Source organism: Serratia marcescens (assembly GCF_006715005.1).
GTDB classification, from domain to species: Bacteria; Pseudomonadota; Gammaproteobacteria; order Enterobacterales; family Enterobacteriaceae; genus Serratia; species Serratia montpellierensis.
Genome location: NZ_VFMJ01000001.1, coordinates 890,874 through 908,856, shown reverse-complemented (window position 1 = coordinate 908,856; position 17,983 = coordinate 890,874). Strand labels below are relative to the sequence as shown.

Here is a 17,983-nt window from a genome sequence, read left to right as displayed (position 1 = left end):
CTGACGCTTACATGACAGCCACCTTGTGCAATGAACAGCAAACGCCCGGCGTTCCTCAACAGATCGCCACCCGCCTGGCCTTTTTCGTCGCCGGCCTCGGCATGGCCGCCTGGGCGCCGCTGGTCCCCTTCGCCAAAACGCGCATCGGTATCGATGACGGCTCGCTCGGCCTGTTGCTGCTCTGTATCGGCGCCGGTTCCATGCTGGCGATGCCGCTGACCGGTTTCCTGACCGGCAAATTGGGCTGCCGCGCGGTGATCCTGATGGCGGGGCTCGGGTTATGCATCGATCTGCCGCTGCTGGCGCTGATGGATTCCCTCGGCGGCATGGCCGTGGCGCTGCTGCTGTTCGGGGCGGCGATCGGCATGATCGACGTGGCGATGAACGTTCAGGCGGTGATCGTCGAACGCGCCAGCGGCAAGGCGATGATGTCCGGTTTTCACGGTTTCTTCAGCATCGGCGGCATTGCCGGCGCAGGTGGCGTCAGCGCGCTGCTGTGGCTGGGGCTGACGCCGCTGCAATCCATCCTGCTCACCGTACTGGCGGTGATGGCGCTGCTGGCGCTCGCCAGCCGCCATCTGCTGCGTGAGAGCGGCGCCGACGACGGCGGGCCGATGTTCGTCTTGCCGCGCGGCTGGGTGATGTTCATCGGCATCCTGTGCTTTATCATGTTTCTGGCGGAAGGATCGATGCTCGACTGGAGCGCGCTGTTCCTCACCACGCTGCGCGGCGTCGAGCATAGCCAGGCCGGCCTGGGCTATGCGCTGTTTTCCATCACCATGACGCTCGGCCGGCTCAATGGCGATCGGGTGGTGAACTCGCTGGGCCGCTACCGGGTGCTGCTGCTGGGCAGCCTGTGCGCCGCTCTCGGTCTGAGCCTGGCCATCGCCTTCAATCACGCCACCGTGTCGCTGGTCGGTTTCATGCTGGTCGGCCTGGGCGCCTCGAACGTCGTGCCGATCCTGTTCAGCGCGGCGGGCAACCAGCGCGACATGCCGGCCAATTTGGCGATTGCTTCCGTCACCACCGTCGGCTATGCCGGTATTCTGGCCGGCCCGGCGCTGATCGGCTTTATCGCTCAGTTTTCCAGCCTGACGGTGGCTTTCGCCTGCGTAGCCGCTCTGCTGTTGGCGGTAACCGCCAGCGCCAAGGCCGTCACTCGCTGATTCAGGAATGTGCAGCCACTATGCAAAATAAACAACTGACCATCAGCTCCAGCAACATTACCCGCTGCTTCCTGCTGTTTATCGTGCTGCTGACGATCGGCATTGGCCTGTATGGTTACAACTACACCAACGCCTGGCTGGCGGAAAAGAAGTACACGCTGAACAGCATTGCCGGTTCGCTGCAAAAGCGTATCGATACCTACCGCTATATGACCTACCAGGTCTATGACAAATTCGGCAATGCGCCGGCGCAGAATGGCGATCCCAGCTTGCAGGAAACCCGCCTGCGGCCCGACGTCTATTATGTCGAGAAGCCGCACAAGAAAACCGACGCGGTGATCTTCGGCAGCCATGACGAGAACACGCTGGCGATGATCGCCAACATCTCGGATTATCTGGACACCCGCTGGGGTGCCAAGACCGAGAACTACGCCATGTATTACCTCAATGGTCAGGACAACAGCCTCAGTCTGATCACCACCCAGCCGCTCAAAGAGCTGGCTTCGCGCTTTCGAGAGAGCTACCTGACCACCTCGGCGGACGAACGCCGCGCAGAGATGCTGCAACAGGCCAACATGCTCGACGAGCGCGAAAGCTTTTCCGATCTGCGCAAGCAGCGTTTCCAGAACGCCTATTCGTTCTCGATTCGCACCACCTTTAATCAACCGGGGCATCTGGCGACGGTGATCGCCTTCGACTTACCGATCAACGACATCATTCCGGCCAATCTGGCCCGCGCCAATTTCCTGCTGCTGCCGGACGATGTCGATCTCGACGACAGCGCCATCCCGGCGGAAACGGCTCTCGGTACCCATGCGACGATGAGCGGCGGTTGGGTCGAGTTCAGCGCCGCCCTGCCCAATGCGCCTCTGAAAGTGGTATATCGCGTTTCGGCCATCAATCTGGCTATCGATCTGCTGCGCAACAACATCTGGCTGATCGCGATCAACCTGCTACTGCTGGCGCTGTCGATGCTGAGCATCTACTTTATCCGCCGCCAGTACATTCGCCCGAGCGAGAACATGGCGGTGGAGCTGGAAGCCGAGCGCGCGCTGAATCAGGAGATCGTCTCCAGCCTGCCTTCCGGCCTGCTGGTCTATAGCTTCGCCAACAATACGGTGATCGCCAGCAACAAAATCGCCGAGCACCTGCTGCCGCACCTCAGCCTGCAAAAGATCGCCCATATGGCCGAACAGCACCACGGTGTCATCCAGGCAACGGTCAACAACGAGGTGTATGAAATTCGCATTTTCCGCAGCCAGCTGTCGCCGGACACCTATCTGTTCCTGATGCACGATCAGGATAAAGAAGTGATGGTGAACAAACGGTTGCAGCAGGCTCGGCGCGAATACGACAAGAACGTTCAGGCGCGCAAACTGATGCTGCACAATTTGGGCATCGAGCTCAATCAGCCGGTGCGTCAGATGCACGATCTGGTCGATCGCCTGCGCAACCGGCCGGATGAGGAGCAGCAACAGGCACTGCTGGGCCAGTTGACCGCGGAGTCGGCTTCGGTGCTGGGTTTGATCGATAACATTACCCTGCTGACCCGGCTGGAAACCCAGGACTGGCAGCCTACGCGCGAACCGTTCAACCCGGCGGCGATGGTCGACGAGTTGCTGCTGGAGGCCCTGCCTGCCCTTAACCAGAAGGGGCTGGCGCTGTTCAAGCATTTCCAGCTGGACGTCGAGCAGAACTATATCGGCGACGCCAACGCGCTGCGCAAAGTGATCGCGCTGCTGGTGCATTACGCCATTATCACCACCGCCTGCGGCAAGATTTCCCTGGTTGTCGACCACGAGCCCGAACATCCGGACCGCCTGATTTTCCAAATCAACGACACCGGTTCAGGTATCTCCAACGAAGAGATCAGCAACCTCAATTATCCGTTCCTCAGCCAGACGCTGGTGGACCGCTTCAACCACGGTTCCGGGCTCACTTTCTTCCTGTGCAATCAGCTGTGCAAGAAGCTTAACGGCCAGTTGGACATTCGCAGCAAGGTGGATATCGGCACTCGCTATACCATTCGCGTCGCCATGGAGATGGAGAAAAAAGAGCCGCAGGAGCAGGAAAAGTTGCTCGACGGCGTCACCGCCCTGTTGGACGTCACGTCGGATGAAGTGCGCGGCATCGTGACCCGTTTGCTGCAGGCCTACGGCGCCGACTGTCTCGTCGCCGAAGATCGCGCGGTCAACCGCGATTATGACGTGCTGCTGACCGATAACCCGCAGCGCGCCGATGATTATACCCTGTTGCTGGCGACCGATGAGCCGGGCTGGCAAGCGCTGGATAAACGCTACATTCGGGTGAACTATAATCTGAACGGCGCATTAATCGACGCCGTGCTGATGCTGATCGAACAGCAAATGGCCGCACTGGAACAGGAAGAAAGCCCGCTTTCATTGAGCTCAGAAGATATCCAACTCTATGAAAAACAATTGAAATCAAGTGATTACTATGGGCTGTTTGTCGATACAGTACCCGACGATGTCAAAAAACTGTATACTGAGGCGGGCAGCAGTGATTTCAATGCGCTGTCACAAACCGCACACCGCCTGAAAGGCGTGTTTGCCATGTTAAATCTGCTTCCCGGCAAGCAGCTGTGCGAATCGTTAGAACAGCGCATCGCAGAAGGTGATGCGCCCGAGATCGAGAATAACATCAGTCAGATTGATTTTTTCGTCAGCAGACTGCTGAAGCAAGGTAGCCAACAACATGAATAACCTGAACGTAATTATTGCTGATGACCATCCTATCGTACTGTTTGGCATCCGGAAGTCACTTGAGCAAATTGAATGGGTGAATGTCGTTGGGGAGTTCGAAGACTCAACCGCACTGATCAACAATCTGTCCAAGCTGGACGCCAACGTACTGATCACCGATCTGTCGATGCCGGGTGACAAGTATGGCGACGGCATCACGCTGATTAAGTACATCAAGCGCCACTATCCGCAGTTGTCGATCATCGTGCTGACCATGAACAACAACCCGGCGATCCTGAGCGCGGTATTGGATCTGGATATCGAAGGCATCGTGCTGAAACAAGGCGCGCCGACCGATCTGCCGAAGGCGCTGGCCGCCCTGCAGAAAGGCAAGAAGTTCACGCCGGAAAGCGTCTCTAAACTGCTGGAAAAAATCAGCGCCAGCGGCTATGGCGACAAACGTCTGTCGCCGAAAGAGAGCGAAGTGCTGCGTCTGTTCGCCGAAGGTTTCCTGGTGACCGAAATCGCCAAGAAGCTCAACCGTAGCATCAAAACCATCAGCAGCCAGAAAAAATCGGCGATGATGAAGCTGGGCGTCGAGAACGACATCGCCCTGCTCAACTATCTCTCGTCCGTCAGCATGACCCCGTTGGACAAAGACTAAAGCCCGCCTCACGGCAGGTTAACGCCAAACAGGCACGGCATCCGCCGTGCCTGTTTGCTTTTCAGGCCTCGCTGCGGTTGTAGCGGACCTGTTGGCTGTAATAAGCCAGCGTCTGCTCCAGCGTCTCCAGCGTAACCGGTTTCGACAGGCAGTTATCCATACCCGCCTCGAGACAGCGCTGCTTCTCTTCCGCCAGCGCGTTCGCCGTCACGCCGATTACCGGCGCGCTGAACTGCATCTGTCGCAGTTCCTGCGTCAGGCGATAACCGTCCATGTTCGGCATATTGACGTCGGTCAGCACAATATCGACGTGATGCTGTTTCAGTACGCCGAGCGCGTCGACGCCGTCGTTGGCGGTCACCACCTGATACCCCAACGACCCCAGCTGATCGGACAACAGGCGACGGTTGATCGGATGATCGTCAACCACCAGCAGATGAATATCGCCGTTGTCCGCCGCGCTGGCCTTGGCGGGCACCGGCAGTTGCACCAGCGCCTCTGCCGCGCCGTTGCCGACGCCGAACAAGCGGTTGAGCAAGGTCAGCGTTTCTCGCGGCGTGGAAGTGCTGTGCATCCAATAACCCGGCCGGGTTTCCAGCGATGGGCCGATATGCTCGGTGGAGAATTGGATCTGAGCCAGCAGCGGCGTGTCCAGCATCAGCGGATGATCGCTGAGCATCACCTCGCCGGCGGCGGTCTCTTGGCCGTCATAGCGCTGGATATCGGCGCCATAGCCACCCAGAATCGCCATCAGGTAACTTTCCAGCCGCTGATTGCGAATATCCAGCCACAGCCGACGCCCCTGCCAGGTATCGCTGGCCTGCGGGATGGGGAACTGAGCGTTGAACAGCGGGATGCGGATGCTGAACAAGCTACCCAGCCCTGGTTCAGACTCGACGGCGATATCACCGTCCATCAGGTTGATCAGTTTTTCACAGATCGCCAACCCCAGTCCGGTTCCCTGGAAATGACGCTGCACGCCGGTGCCCACCTGGAAGAACGGATCGAACAGGCGCGAAATTTCCTTCTCCGGAATACCGACGCCGGTATCGCGTACGCTGAACTCCAGATAGCTGCCGCGGGTGCAGACCTGCAGCACGATACAGCCGGTATCGGTGAACTTGATGGCGTTGTTCACCAGGTTGGAGAGCACCTGCTGCAGCCGCACCGGATCGCCAAAGATACGCTCTGGCACATTCTGTTCGATAAAGCAGTACAGCCCCAGACGTTTCTTCACCACCAACGGCAAATAGTTGCCGGCGATATGGGTGATTACCTCCAGGCAGGAGAACTCGCGCGGTTCTATCTTCAACTGCTCGGACTCGATTTTGGAGAAATCGAGAATATCGCTGATGATTTTCAGCAGCAGGCCGGAAGAGTTGTTCATCGCGTTGACCAACCGGTCGACCCCTTGCGGCAGCGCCTTGGTTTGCAGCAAATCGAGGTTGCCGATAATGCCGTACAGCGGCGTGCGCAGCTCATGGCTGACGGTGGCCAGGAACATCGATTTGGACTGGCTGGCCTGCTCCGCCGCCGCCGCCATCTCTTGCAGCGACTCTTCCATCTTCACGCGTGCGCTGACGTCCACCAGCACGCAAATCGCCACCTCTTCGTTACGGTAGCGCGAGTGGACAAAGCTGATCTGCAGGTTGTTGTTATTGCTGGTCATCACATCGACGAAATTTGCCTGCTGCTCGCAAATGATGCGCGTAATGCGATCGCGATCTTCGTGGGTCAACAAATTGATATAGTTGTGCGCCAGCTCGTTACTCAGAATATTGGTGCCGTCGCTGATGCGCAGGATACAGATGCCCACCGGCGCCGAGGCGACAATCTTGCGGTTGAACTGCTCGTGCTCTTCCAGGCGGAAAGCGTTGTCCTCCGCCGGCAGGAACATCTTGCGCTCAAACAGCCATGCCAGCGTGAACAGCACGATAGCCGACAGCAGATTCAGCAACAGCGCATTGAGGATCAGCATCTTGAAGCGTTCCACCACGCTTTTCACCGGCAGCGCATAAACGATGCTCAGCGAAGACGGCGGCAGCGCTTTCTTCAGGATCAGATCGCGGTAGTTGTCGACATAACCGAAGTAGGCATGCTCTTCGGGGTAGCTGTTGAGCGAAGCGGCATAGCGATCGCCGTCCGCCAGGCGCAGCACCGGCTCGTTGTTTTCATCCAGCAGCGTGACGCCGATCGGCAGGTTGCCGGCGGTGACGAAATCTTCCAGCCGGACGGTTTGCTCGATCCCCAACAGCGCCTCCAGCTTGTTGCCGATATAGATAGGCGCCAGCACATACAGATAACCGACGTCCGGCCGCTGCGCGCTGGGGCTGATCCAATACAGGTTGTTGTCTTTATCCAGGCTCTTGGCATTGCGGTATTTCAGAATGCGCTCGTGCAGCAACTTCAGCATGTTTTCCCGATTGGCGACCGCGTTGCCGCCGCCGAACTCAGCCAGACACAGGCTGTCGCCGCCGATGAAGAACACCCGGTTGAGATCGTAGGCCGCCACGAAGTTCTCTTTCCAATACTGGATCAGGCCACTCAGTGAATCGAGCGAACTGCGGTAGGTGGTGCTCAGCGCACAGTTGGACTCCGGGTACAGCGGGAAGAATTGCGGTGGGCTGCCTTTGCCGGGAAACACGCCGCTGAACATGTCCAGGCTGCTGACCGACCCGTTGAGGCGGTTCTCCGCCATATACTTGATATCGCGGATAATGTCGGCCGAATGGCGGATATAGCCCTGCGCCTGATCAAAATTGAGGTTGTACTCCTGCCGGATGTCCGATTCTTTCTGATGCAGAATATTCAGAATATAAAAGGTGGTGAGCAGCGCTCCCAACGACCACAGCAAAATCGCCAGCACCCGGAACAGATAGCGGGATATCTTCAGCGTAGTTCGAAAAGAGGCTAAGTATTTCAATCGGATACCATACGAAAGTCAGTGACTGCGCGCGTTGTCGCCGGCGCGACGGCCGGCGGCTCGGTGCGCCAATTAAACCATATAACTGAAAAAGGGCCTAGCATCGCTGCCAGGCCCTTTTGTCTCAGTGCATTACGGTGTCGGTATGCCGACGCCCTCACCTTGCTTAAACGTTGTCGTCGTCCATCGGCTCAGCCGCGTCGTCGCCATCGTCCAGCGGCGTGGTGTCTTCTTCCACCGCTTCCGCGCCCGGTTCCAGGCTATCCAGCTCTTCGTCTTCCACCGGCTCAGCCACCCGCTGCAGGCCGACGACGTTTTCGTCTTCCGCCGTGCGGATCAACGTCACGCCCTGGGTGTTACGGCCCACCACGCTGACTTCCGAAACGCGGGTACGCACCAGCGTGCCGGCATCGGTGATCATCATGATCTGGTCGCTGGTTTCCACCTGCACGGCACCAACCACCTGGCCGTTACGCTCGCTCACCTTGATGGAGATAACCCCCTGGGTGGCGCGTGACTTGGTCGGGTACTCGGTCACTGCAGTACGTTTACCGAAGCCGTTTTGCGTGACGGTCAGAATGTCGCCTTCGCCGCGCGGCACGATCAGCGAGATCACGCTGTCGCCTTCGCCGAGGTTGATGCCGCGTACGCCGGTCGCGGTACGGCCCATCGAACGCACCTGCGTTTCCGGGAATCGCACCACTTTACCGTTAGCCGAGAACAGCATGACTTCGTTGCTGCCGTCGGTCAGATCGACACCGATCAGCTCGTCGCCCTCGTTGAGGTTGACGGCGATGATGCCGGCGCTGCGCGGACGGCTGAACTCGGTCAACGCGGTTTTCTTCACGGTACCGCTGGCGGTGGCCATGAACACATGGCGCCCTTCTTCATACTCGCGCACCGGCAGGATGGCGGTGATACGCTCATCGGCTTCCAGCGGCAGCAGGTTGACGATTGGGCGACCACGCGCGCCACGGCTGGCTTCAGGCAGTTGGTACACCTTCATCCAGTACAGGCGGCCACGGCTGGAGAAGCACAGGATCGTATCGTGGGTGTTGGCCACCAGCAGGCGATCGATAAAGTCTTCTTCTTTAATACGCGCGGCGGACTTGCCTTTGCCGCCGCGGCGCTGCGCCTCATAGTCGGACAGCGGCTGGTACTTCACGTAGCCCTGGTGAGACAGGGTCACCACCACGTCTTCCTGGTTGATCAAGTCTTCGATGTTGATGTCGGAAGTATTGGCGGTGATCTCGGTGCGACGGCCGTCGTTGTACAGCTCTTTGACCGCCACCAGCTCTTCGCGGATCACTTCCATCAGGCGCTCTGGGCTTTCCAGAATAAAGATCAGCTCGGCGATGAAGTTGAGCAGCTCTTTATATTCTTCCAGCAGCTTTTCGTGCTCCAGGCCGGTCAGTTTCTGCAGACGCAGATCCAGAATCGCCTGAGCCTGCTGCTCGGTCAGGTAGTACTTGCCATCGCGGATGCCGAACTCCGGCTCCAGCCACTCAGGGCGGGCGGCGTCGTCACCGGCGCGTTCCAGCATGGCGCTGACGTTGCCCAGATCCCACGGCTGAGCCACCAACGCGACTTTCGCTTCCGCCGGGGTCGGCGCACGGCGAATCAGCTCGATGATCGGGTCGATGTTGGCGAGCGCGATAGCCAGCGCTTCCAGGATATGGGCGCGGTCGCGGGCCTTGCGCAGTTCGAAGATGGTGCGGCGGGTAACCACTTCGCGACGGTGGCGCACGAAGGCTACGAGGATGTCTTTCAGGTTCAGCAGTTTAGGCTGGCCCTGATGCAGCGCGACCATGTTGATGCCGAAGGTGACCTGCAGTTGCGTCAGCGCATACAGGTTGTTCAGCACCACTTCGCCGACCGCGTCGCGTTTGACTTCGATGACGATGCGCATGCCGTCTTTATCGGACTCGTCGCGCAGCGCGCTGATGCCTTCCACGCGTTTTTCTTTCACCAGCTCGGCGATCTTCTCGATCAAACGCGCCTTGTTCACCTGATACGGGATCTCGTGAACGATGATGGTTTCGCGGCCGGTTTTAGCGTCGGCTTCCACTTCCGCGCGCGCGCGCAGGTAGATTTTGCCGCGCCCGGTGCGGTAGGCCTCTTCAATGCCGCGACGGCCGTTGATGATCGCCGCCGTCGGGAAGTCCGGCCCCGGAATGTGCTCCATCAGCCCTTCGATACTGATGTTTTCATCGTCGATATAGGCCAGGCAGCCGTTGACGACTTCCGCCAGGTTGTGCGGCGGAATATTGGTGGCCATGCCCACGGCAATGCCCGATGCGCCGTTGACCAGCAGGTTCGGGATCTTGGTCGGCATGACGGCCGGGATCTGCTCGGTGCCATCATAGTTAGGCACGAAATCGACGGTTTCTTTTTCCAGATCCGCCAACAGTTCGTGAGCAATCTTGGACATGCGCACTTCGGTATAACGCATCGCCGCGGCGGAGTCGCCGTCGACGGAACCGAAGTTACCCTGACCGTCCACCAGCATGTAGCGCAGTGAAAACGGCTGAGCCATACGCACGATAGTGTCATAAACCGCGCTGTCACCGTGCGGGTGATATTTACCGATCACGTCCCCGACGACACGGGCCGATTTCTTGTATGGTTTATTCCAGTCGTTACCCAATACGCTCATCGCGTACAGAACGCGGCGGTGAACCGGCTTCAGTCCATCACGAACATCTGGCAGCGCACGTCCGACAATAACGGACATCGCATAGTCCAGATACGAGTTTTTCAACTCGTCTTCGATGTTTACCGGTGTGATTTCTCTGGCAAGGTCGCTCATGGAGCTGCTATCCCTCTACTAATGATTCATCTGCCCGCTGCCATAGTGGCAAAGGTGTAAAACTATATCACAAAGCACGCTTTACGGGAAAATAACCGCCGCTGTTTCACGGAAATTGTGCAGATAAGTGCGCTAAAAACGCATCGGCGCAGACGATGCCGCGCCGGAACATGTATAATCCGCGCAACGAGAACAAGGAGCCAGACCCGCCCATGAACGCAGAATCATCCAGCCGAGTGCAAAACGTTGACCACCAGGAAATCGCCAAGTTCGAGGCCGTCGCCTCCCGCTGGTGGGATCTGGAAGGCGAGTTCAAACCGCTGCACCGCATCAACCCGCTGCGCCTGAACTACATCATGCAGCGCGCCGGCGGCATTTTTGACAAGCAGGTGCTCGACGTGGGCTGCGGCGGCGGCATTCTGGCGGAAAGCATGGCGCGCGAAGGGGCGCAGGTGACCGGCCTCGACATGGGTGCGGAGCCGCTGCAGGTCGCCCGGCTGCACGCGCTGGAAAGCGGCGTCAATGTGACTTACGTGCAGGAAACGGTGGAAAGCCACGCTCAGGCCAATCCACAGCGCTACGACGTGGTCACCTGTATGGAGATGCTGGAGCACGTGCCCGATCCGGCCTCGGTGGTGCGCGCCTGCGCTCATCTGGTGAAACCGGGCGGCCACGTGTTCTTCTCCACCATCAACCGCAATACCAAAGCCTGGCTGATGGCGGTGATCGGCGCAGAGTACGTATTGAAAATGGTGCCGCAGGGCACCCACGATCATAAGAAGTTCATTCGCCCGTCCGAACTGATCGGCTGGGTCGACGGCACGCCGCTGCGCGAAAAGCATATGATCGGCCTGCATTACAACCCGATCACCGATCATTTCAAGCTTGGGCGCAACGTTGACGTGAACTACATGGTACACACCCAGCACGAAGGCTAAGCGCTGTAAACCGCGCCGCCCCTGCATTATCGGGGTGCGGCGCCCACGCGGCATTAGGAAAAATACCTAATTTCCGCGACTTCGATCAAAATAGCCGTTGTAAACAGTTTTTTAGAATATTAAATCAGATCAATATGCCGTTTTTTTCTAACGTTTAATAAAGCGCCAAACGATCGGTTTTTTCAGTTTTTCAGTAAAATCTGATCGCGCTTATTGACAAGCTTGTCGCACCAGTCACGGCGCGCACTGCGAACGGCAAGTGACATTTCACCCCCAAGTTATCCACAAATTAGGCCGGTTTTGTTCACTTGCAAACGCCGTTTTTTCTCACTATCTTGTTACCTCACCGACATATAACCCCTATATATAGTGTTTACATACTGAGCAGAGCGACTACACTTCTGCTTAGGGGCACCATACGGACAGGTAAAACACCACATGAACCAAAGTCTGCTTGTAACTAAACGCGATGGCCGTAAAGAGCGCATCAATCTCGACAAAATCCACCGGGTCATCGATTGGGCCGCAGAGGGATTACACAACGTCTCGGTTTCTCAAGTAGAGTTGCGTTCACACATTCAGTTTTATGACGGCATCAAAACCGCCGACATTCACGAAACCATCATCAAAGCCGCAGCCGATCTGATCTCCCGCGACGCGCCGGACTATCAGTACCTGGCCGCTCGCCTAGCGATCTTCCACCTGCGTAAAAAGGCCTATGGCCAATTCGAGCCGCCGAAGCTGCTCGCGCACGTGAGCCGCATGGTCGAGATGGGCAAATACGATAAACATCTGCTGGAAGACTACAGCGCTGAAGAGTTCGAGCAGATGGATTCCTTTATCGATCATTGGCGCGACATGAACTTCTCTTATGCCGCCGTCAAGCAGCTGGAAGGCAAGTATCTGGTGCAGAACCGCGTCAGCGGCGAGATCTACGAAAGCGCCCAGTTTCTGTACATGCTGGTGTCCGCGTGCCTGTTTTCCAACTACCCACGTGAAACCCGTCTGGACTACGTCAAACGCTTCTACGACGCGATTTCCACCTTCAAGATTTCGCTGCCTACGCCAATCATGTCCGGCGTGCGCACCCCAACCCGCCAGTTCAGCTCCTGCGTGCTGATCGAGTGCGGTGACAGCCTGGACTCCATCAACGCCACCTCCAGCGCCATTGTGAAATACGTTTCGCAACGCGCCGGCATCGGCATCAACGCCGGCCGCATCCGCGCGCTGGGCAGCCCGATCCGTGGCGGTGAAGCCTTCCATACCGGCTGTATCCCGTTCTACAAACACTTCCAGACCGCCGTCAAATCCTGCTCGCAGGGCGGCGTGCGCGGTGGCGCGGCAACGCTGTTCTACCCGATGTGGCACCTGGAAGTGGAAAGCCTGCTGGTGTTGAAAAACAACCGTGGCGTTGAAGGCAACCGCGTGCGTCACATGGACTACGGCGTGCAGCTGAACCGTCTGATGTACCAGCGTCTGATCAAGGGCGAAGACATCACCCTGTTCAGCCCGTCCGACGTGCCGGGGCTGTATGACGCGTTCTTCGCCGATCAGGACGAATTCGAGCGTCTGTACACCCAGTACGAGAAAGACGACAGCATTCGCCAGAAGCGTGTGAAAGCGGTTGAGCTGTTCTCTCTGATGATGCAAGAGCGCGCCTCTACCGGTCGTATCTACATCCAGAACGTCGACCACTGCAACACCCACAGCCCGTTCGACCCGCAGATCGCGCCGGTTCGCCAGTCCAACCTGTGCCTGGAAATCGCCCTGCCGACCAAGCCGCTGGAAGACGTCAACGACGAAAACGGCGAGATTGCGCTGTGCACCCTGTCCGCCTTCAACCTGGGCGCGATCGACAGCCTGGACGATCTGGAAGAGTTGGCAACCCTGGCGGTGCGTTCACTCGATGCCCTGCTGGATTACCAGGATTATCCGATCAAGGCTGCGCACCGTGGCGCGATGGGCCGCCGCACCCTGGGCATCGGCGTCATCAACTTCGCTTATTACCTGGCGAAGAACGGCGTACGCTACTCCGACGGCAGCGCCAACAACCTGACGCACAAAACGTTCGAAGCCATTCAGTACTACCTGCTGAAAGCCTCCAACCGTCTGGCTCAGGAACAAGGCGCTTGCCCGTGGTTCAAAGAGACCACTTATTCGCAGGGTATCCTGCCGATCGACACCTATAAGAAAGACCTGGATGCTGTCTGCAACGAGCCGCTGCACTACGACTGGGAAACCCTGCGTAAAGAGATCCAGGAAACCGGTCTGCGCAACTCGACGCTATCTGCCCTGATGCCATCGGAAACCTCTTCGCAGATTTCCAACGCCACCAACGGCATTGAGCCGCCGCGCGGCCACATCAGCATCAAGGCGTCGAAAGACGGCATCCTGCGCCAGGTGGTGCCGGAGTATGAGCGTCTGAAAGACAACTACGAGCTGCTGTGGGAAATGCCGAGCAACGATGGCTATCTGCAGCTGGTGGGGTTGATGCAGAAATTCATCGACCAGTCGATTTCGGCCAACACCAACTACGATCCGACCCGCTTCCCGGGCGGCAAGGTGCCGATGAAGCAGCTGTTGAAAGACCTGCTCACCACCTACAAGTTCGGTGTGAAAACGCTGTACTACCAAAACACCCGCGACGGTGCGGAAGACGCCCAGGAAGATTTGCAGCCTGCCAAGGCCGGCGATGACGACTGCGAAAGCGGCGCCTGCAAGATCTAAAGTTTGACCTAGCGGGCCGGAATTTTCCGGCCCCTTCATTTAGCCACGTTACGATGGATTCAGGCTTATGGCTTACACCACTTTTTCTCAGACCAAAAACGACCAGCTGCAAGAGCCGATGTTCTTCGGCCAGTCGGTAAACGTTGCGCGTTTCGACCAGCAAAAGCATGAAATCTTCGAAAAGCTGATCGAAAAACAGCTCTCCTTCTTCTGGCGCCCGGAAGAAGTTGACGTCTCCCGCGATCGCATCGATTACCAGGCGCTGCCGGAGCACGAGAAGCACATCTTCATCAGCAACCTGAAGTATCAGACGCTGCTGGATTCCATCCAGGGTCGCAGCCCGAACGTCGCCCTGCTGCCGCTGATCTCGATCCCTGAGCTGGAAACCTGGGTGGAAACCTGGTCGTTCTCCGAGACCATCCACTCCCGTTCCTACACTCACATCATCCGCAATATCGTCAACGATCCGGCGCTGGTGTTCGACGACATCGTCACCAACGAAGAGATCAAGAAGCGCGCGAAAGACATTTCCGGCTACTACGACGATCTGATCGAGATGACCAGCTACTATCACCTGCTGGGTGAAGGCACCCACCAGGTGAACGGTAAAACCGTCACCGTCAATCTGCGTGCGCTGAAAAAGCAGCTGTACCTGTGCCTGATGAGCGTGAACGCGCTGGAAGCGATCCGCTTCTACGTCAGCTTTGCCTGCTCCTTCGCGTTCGCCGAGCGCGAACTGATGGAAGGCAACGCCAAAATCATCAAGCTGATCGCCCGCGACGAAGCGCTGCACCTGACCGGCACCCAGCACATGCTGAACCTGATGCGTTCCGGCGCCGACGATCCGGAAATGGCGGAGATCGCCGAAGAATGTCAGCAGCAGTGCTACGATCTGTTCGTGCTGGCCGCCCAGCAGGAAAAAGAGTGGGCGGAATACCTGTTCCGCGACGGCTCGATGATCGGCCTGAACAAAGACATCCTGTGCCAGTATGTGGAATACATCACCAATATCCGCATGCAGGCGGTCGGCCTCGGTCTGCCGTTCGAAACTCGTTCCAACCCGATCCCGTGGATCAATGCCTGGTTGGTGTCCGACAACGTGCAGGTGGCGCCGCAGGAAGTGGAAGTGAGCTCCTACCTGGTTGGCCAGATCGACTCGGAGATCAACGCCGACGACCTGAGCGACTTCGAACTGTAAGCGATGGCGACGCCAATCGTAACGCTGCGCGCCGCCGGCACGCAGCTCTCCTGCCCCAACAGTGAAAACTGCCTGCTCGACGTGCTGGAACTGCACGACGTGCAGGTGGAGTACCAATGCCGCTCCGGCTATTGCGGCGCCTGCCGCCTGAAGCTGGTGAAAGGTGAAGTGACCTACCGCCAGCAGCCGCTGGCGTTTATCAACGCCGGCGAGATCCTGCCCTGCTGCTGCATGCCGCTGACGGATATCGAGCTGGAAATGTAAAGTCGGGTGCCGGAAACCGCGCCTGGAGACCAGAAGGCGGGGTTGCCCCCGCCCTATGATTACCGCTTCACCTCACACGCCAACCTGATCAGGATAGTGATATTTTCCTGGTAGATTTTTAGCTCGCACAGCGAGTCTCTTATCATCCAGATAAATAACAAAACCGTAATACATACAACGGTTAGCGAGTGGAACACATGCCTTAAGCGCATGCTTGCCTCCTTGCTGTGAAGGGGCTACCATACCGGTGTCTAGGCGGTATGTGCAGCCCCATTCTGATTGAGAGTCAGTCTGGGGCTTTCATCTATCCGCCTTGTCACACAATGCCCAAGACGAACAGTCTCAAGCACCCGCCAAAAGAGTAACAGCATTCCCTCGTCGCGAATATCCCCTATAACCTTATGATTAATTAGGAATATATAACTATCCTCAAAGTATTTCGCTTAGCGCCCCTTGCCTGCCGATGCGGAAAAATAACGTGCCGGAGAATCGCCAAAGGCTTTGCGAAACATGGCGATAAAATTACTCGGCGAGGCATATCCCAGCGTTTCCGCGATCTGCAGCACCGTCTCGCCTTCGGCCAGCTTCGCTAACGCATACGACAACCGGGCCTGCTGGCGCCACTGGGCAAAACTCAACCCCGTCTCGCCGATCATCAGCCGCCGCAGGGTACGCGGCGACATCGCCCCCCATTCAGCCCACGCCTCCAGCGAACGCTCGCTCCCCGGCTGCGCCAGCAAGGCCTGCAGAACGCCGGCCAGGCGCGGATGGGACGACATCGGCAAATGCAGTGGTTCCGTCGGCGCCAAACGTATCTCGTCCCGCATCACCTGCGCCATGCGATCCTGCTCCAGGGTGAGCGCGCTGCGCTTGTCCCAGCCTTCTGCTCGCTGAGCCAGCGCCTGCAGCACGGCGCTAATGCCGATGACGCAGGGTACATTCGACAGATCGTTGCAGGCCTCCGGCGCCAGCAGCAAACTCCAGCCGCTCAGCGCGCCGCAGACCTGCACCCGGTGCTGCGTCGCCGGTGGGATCCAACCCGCCCGCTGCGGCGGCAGCACCCAATCGCCGTGCGCCGTGCGTACATGCAGCAAGCCGCTTTCGACGCACAGCAGCTGCCCGCGCACATGCTGATGCCAGTCGTATTCGCGCGTGCCCAACCGATACTCCCGGCCTGCCGCGTCGCGGCCGCCAAGGGCGATCAGCCAGGGGCCCGCCCGCCATTCGCTGCAGTCAGCATCGGCGAAGTGAGGGTTATCGTTCATATTGGCCACTTATCACTATTTTTAGTCCAGATACCGTTATATCAACCTTTTCCTGCGCCGACATAATGAAATGCTTCCGGCCGCTCCCGTTTGTGGCCACTGACTCACGAGGGAACATGATGACAACACTCAGCATTGGCATTATCGGCGCCGGCCCCGGCGGTCTGTGTCTGGCTCAGGGGCTGCGCCGCTTCGGCATCCACGCCACGGTGTTTGAACGCGACACCACACCGCAAGCGCGCGATCAGGGCTACCGGCTACGCATCGATCCGACGGGCCAGCAGGCGCTGGCCGCCTGTCAGCCGCCGGCGCACTTCCGGTTGCTCTGCGCCGGCAGCGCGCAAAACAGCGGTGAGAGCAATCTCTGGGATCCGCAGCTTGCCCCGCTCAACGCCCGACGCCCTGAGCACTGGCTGCCCTCCAGCCCGCGGCAGGCACAGGAGCCAAGCGGCGATCTCGGCGTTCATCGGCAAACGCTGCGCGAAATCCTGCTCGCCGGTCTGCAAGATCGGGTGCGCTTCGGCTATACCCTGCGTGAGTTTGCACAAACGTCACAGGGTGTGGAACTTCAGTTCGCCAACGGCGAGCAAGTGCAGGTCGATGTGCTGATCGCCGCCGACGGCGTCAACTCGCTGGTGCGGCGGCGCTGCCTGCCCGAGGCGGGGCCCGAAGACAGCGGCGCGGTCACCCTCTACGGCAAAACGCCGCTCGACGCGGCGACCCGGGCCCAATTGGCCCCCGAATTGCTGCGCGGCGTGTCGGTCGTCTTCGCCGACGGCTTGTCGCTGGTGATTGAACCGATGCGCTTTCAGGCGCCCATGGCGCAGTTGGCGGCCGACTACGCGCCCGATTGCCGCCTCACCCCGGTCGACGACTATCTCTATTGGGCCTGTATTGGATCGGCTGAACGGCTCGGCGGGCCGGCACGGGCGGAGGGCAGCGCTGCGCTGCAGACGCGTGTACGGCATATCTCGCAGGGATGGGCGCCCGCCTTGCAAACGGCGTTAGCGCTGGCGGATCCCCAGTCACTCAGCGTGCGGGCGGTGCAGGTCACGAAGGCGATGCCGGTGTGGCACAGCGAACGCATCGCCTTTCTCGGCGACGCCGTGCACGCCATGAGCCCGGCGGGCGGGCTTGGCGCCAACACCGCCTTGGCGGACGCCGCCAGCCTGGCGACGCATCTGGCGCAAGCCGGCAGCGCCGCGCAGGCGCTCAGGGACTACGGTCTGGAACTGCACGTGCGGGGCGCCGCGGCGATACGCCTGTCACGGCTGGCGTCCGAACGGCTGCAGCAAAGCCGTGACGCCGGCAACTCGGCGCCATGACC

The 17,983-nt window shown here is 58.8% G+C and carries 12 protein-coding genes; 8 read left to right on the top strand and 4 right to left on the bottom strand.

Annotated elements, in window-relative coordinates:
- Positions 1 to 11: 11 nt before the first annotated feature.
- Genes FHU12_RS04350 through rcsB form a run of 3 tightly spaced genes read left to right on the top strand, consistent with a single transcriptional unit; the run spans position 12 to position 4,532 of the window.
- Complete coding sequence (locus FHU12_RS04350; RefSeq protein WP_141967628.1) at positions 12 to 1,166, top strand: MFS transporter; 1,155 nt, start codon at positions 12 to 14, stop codon at positions 1,164 to 1,166.
- Positions 1,167 to 1,186: 20 nt separating this feature from the next.
- The gene (rcsD, locus tag FHU12_RS04345) at positions 1,187 to 3,889 is read left to right on the top strand and encodes a phosphotransferase RcsD (RefSeq protein ID WP_141967626.1); all 2,703 of its coding nucleotides are present in this window, start codon (positions 1,187 to 1,189) and stop codon (positions 3,887 to 3,889) included.
- On the top strand, positions 3,882 to 4,532 hold the full coding sequence (rcsB, locus tag FHU12_RS04340) for a response regulator transcription factor RcsB (RefSeq protein WP_004935900.1): 651 nt from the start codon (positions 3,882 to 3,884) through the stop codon (positions 4,530 to 4,532). The genes rcsD and rcsB overlap by 8 nt, the downstream gene beginning before the upstream one ends.
- Positions 4,533 to 4,593: 61 nt before the next feature.
- Here the strand turns inward: rcsB and rcsC are convergent, their stop codons facing one another.
- Both rcsC and gyrA read right to left on the bottom strand, forming a co-directional pair.
- A complete protein-coding gene (rcsC, locus tag FHU12_RS04335) occupies positions 4,594 to 7,455 on the bottom strand; it encodes a two-component system sensor histidine kinase RcsC (protein WP_141967624.1) in 2,862 nt (953 codons plus the stop codon).
- Positions 7,456 to 7,621: 166 nt separating this feature from the next.
- Positions 7,622 to 10,264 carry a DNA topoisomerase (ATP-hydrolyzing) subunit A gene (gyrA, locus tag FHU12_RS04330; protein ID WP_141967622.1) on the bottom strand — a complete coding sequence of 881 codons (2,643 nt, stop codon included), beginning with the start codon at positions 10,262 to 10,264 and terminating at the stop codon, positions 7,622 to 7,624.
- Between the two features lie 212 nt (positions 10,265 to 10,476).
- On the opposite strand from gyrA, the gene ubiG reads away from it, so the two are divergent.
- The 4 genes from ubiG (at position 10,477) to yfaE (ending at position 15,391) form a co-directional block, all read left to right on the top strand.
- Positions 10,477 to 11,202, top strand: a complete 726-nt coding sequence (ubiG, locus tag FHU12_RS04325) for a bifunctional 2-polyprenyl-6-hydroxyphenol methylase/3-demethylubiquinol 3-O-methyltransferase UbiG (protein ID WP_043136511.1) — start codon at positions 10,477 to 10,479, stop codon at positions 11,200 to 11,202.
- 438 nt (positions 11,203 to 11,640) lie between these two features.
- On the top strand, positions 11,641 to 13,929 hold the full coding sequence (gene nrdA / locus FHU12_RS04320; RefSeq protein ID WP_141967620.1) for a class 1a ribonucleoside-diphosphate reductase subunit alpha: 2,289 nt from the start codon (positions 11,641 to 11,643) through the stop codon (positions 13,927 to 13,929).
- Between the two features lie 67 nt (positions 13,930 to 13,996).
- Positions 13,997 to 15,127, top strand: coding sequence for a class Ia ribonucleoside-diphosphate reductase subunit beta (gene nrdB / locus FHU12_RS04315; RefSeq protein ID WP_019453694.1), 1,131 nt, complete (start codon positions 13,997 to 13,999; stop codon positions 15,125 to 15,127).
- A 3-nt stretch (positions 15,128 to 15,130) separates the two neighbouring features.
- Positions 15,131 to 15,391 carry a class I ribonucleotide reductase maintenance protein YfaE gene (gene yfaE, locus FHU12_RS04310; RefSeq protein ID WP_025303642.1) on the top strand — a complete coding sequence of 87 codons (261 nt, stop codon included), beginning with the start codon at positions 15,131 to 15,133 and terminating at the stop codon, positions 15,389 to 15,391.
- A 59-nt stretch (positions 15,392 to 15,450) separates the two neighbouring features.
- On the opposite strand, the gene FHU12_RS04305 is transcribed toward yfaE, so the two are convergent.
- Positions 15,451 to 15,603 carry a Hok/Gef family protein gene (locus FHU12_RS04305; protein ID WP_004935921.1) on the bottom strand — a complete coding sequence of 51 codons (153 nt, stop codon included), beginning with the start codon at positions 15,601 to 15,603 and terminating at the stop codon, positions 15,451 to 15,453.
- Positions 15,604 to 15,834: 231 nt separating this feature from the next.
- Positions 15,835 to 16,656 carry an AraC family transcriptional regulator gene (locus FHU12_RS04300; RefSeq protein ID WP_141967618.1) on the bottom strand — a complete coding sequence of 274 codons (822 nt, stop codon included), beginning with the start codon at positions 16,654 to 16,656 and terminating at the stop codon, positions 15,835 to 15,837.
- A gap of 116 nt (positions 16,657 to 16,772) precedes the next feature.
- Here FHU12_RS04300 and FHU12_RS04295 point away from each other — a divergent pair, with 116 nt between their 5' ends.
- Positions 16,773 to 17,981, top strand: coding sequence for an FAD-dependent oxidoreductase (locus tag FHU12_RS04295; RefSeq protein WP_260440692.1), 1,209 nt, complete (start codon positions 16,773 to 16,775; stop codon positions 17,979 to 17,981).
- The last annotated feature ends 2 nt before the right edge of the window (positions 17,982 to 17,983 follow it).

What these genes read in the sequence shown, in the direction of transcription:
- FHU12_RS04300 (WP_141967618.1), bottom strand. Translation starts at nt 16,656, where the DNA reads ATGAACGATAACCCTCACTTCGCCGATGCTGACTGCAGCGAATGGCGG.
- rcsD (WP_141967626.1), top strand. Translation starts at nt 1,187, where the DNA reads ATGCAAAATAAACAACTGACCATCAGCTCCAGCAACATTACCCGCTGC.
- nrdB (WP_019453694.1), top strand. Translation starts at nt 13,997, where the DNA reads ATGGCTTACACCACTTTTTCTCAGACCAAAAACGACCAGCTGCAAGAG.
- FHU12_RS04295 (WP_260440692.1), top strand. Translation starts at nt 16,773, where the DNA reads ATGATGACAACACTCAGCATTGGCATTATCGGCGCCGGCCCCGGCGGT.
- gyrA (WP_141967622.1), bottom strand. Translation starts at nt 10,264, where the DNA reads ATGAGCGACCTTGCCAGAGAAATCACACCGGTAAACATCGAAGACGAG.
- yfaE (WP_025303642.1), top strand. Translation starts at nt 15,131, where the DNA reads ATGGCGACGCCAATCGTAACGCTGCGCGCCGCCGGCACGCAGCTCTCC.
- rcsB (WP_004935900.1), top strand. Translation starts at nt 3,882, where the DNA reads ATGAATAACCTGAACGTAATTATTGCTGATGACCATCCTATCGTACTG.
- FHU12_RS04350 (WP_141967628.1), top strand. Translation starts at nt 12, where the DNA reads ATGACAGCCACCTTGTGCAATGAACAGCAAACGCCCGGCGTTCCTCAA.
- FHU12_RS04305 (WP_004935921.1), bottom strand. Translation starts at nt 15,603, where the DNA reads ATGCGCTTAAGGCATGTGTTCCACTCGCTAACCGTTGTATGTATTACG.
- ubiG (WP_043136511.1), top strand. Translation starts at nt 10,477, where the DNA reads ATGAACGCAGAATCATCCAGCCGAGTGCAAAACGTTGACCACCAGGAA.
- nrdA (WP_141967620.1), top strand. Translation starts at nt 11,641, where the DNA reads ATGAACCAAAGTCTGCTTGTAACTAAACGCGATGGCCGTAAAGAGCGC.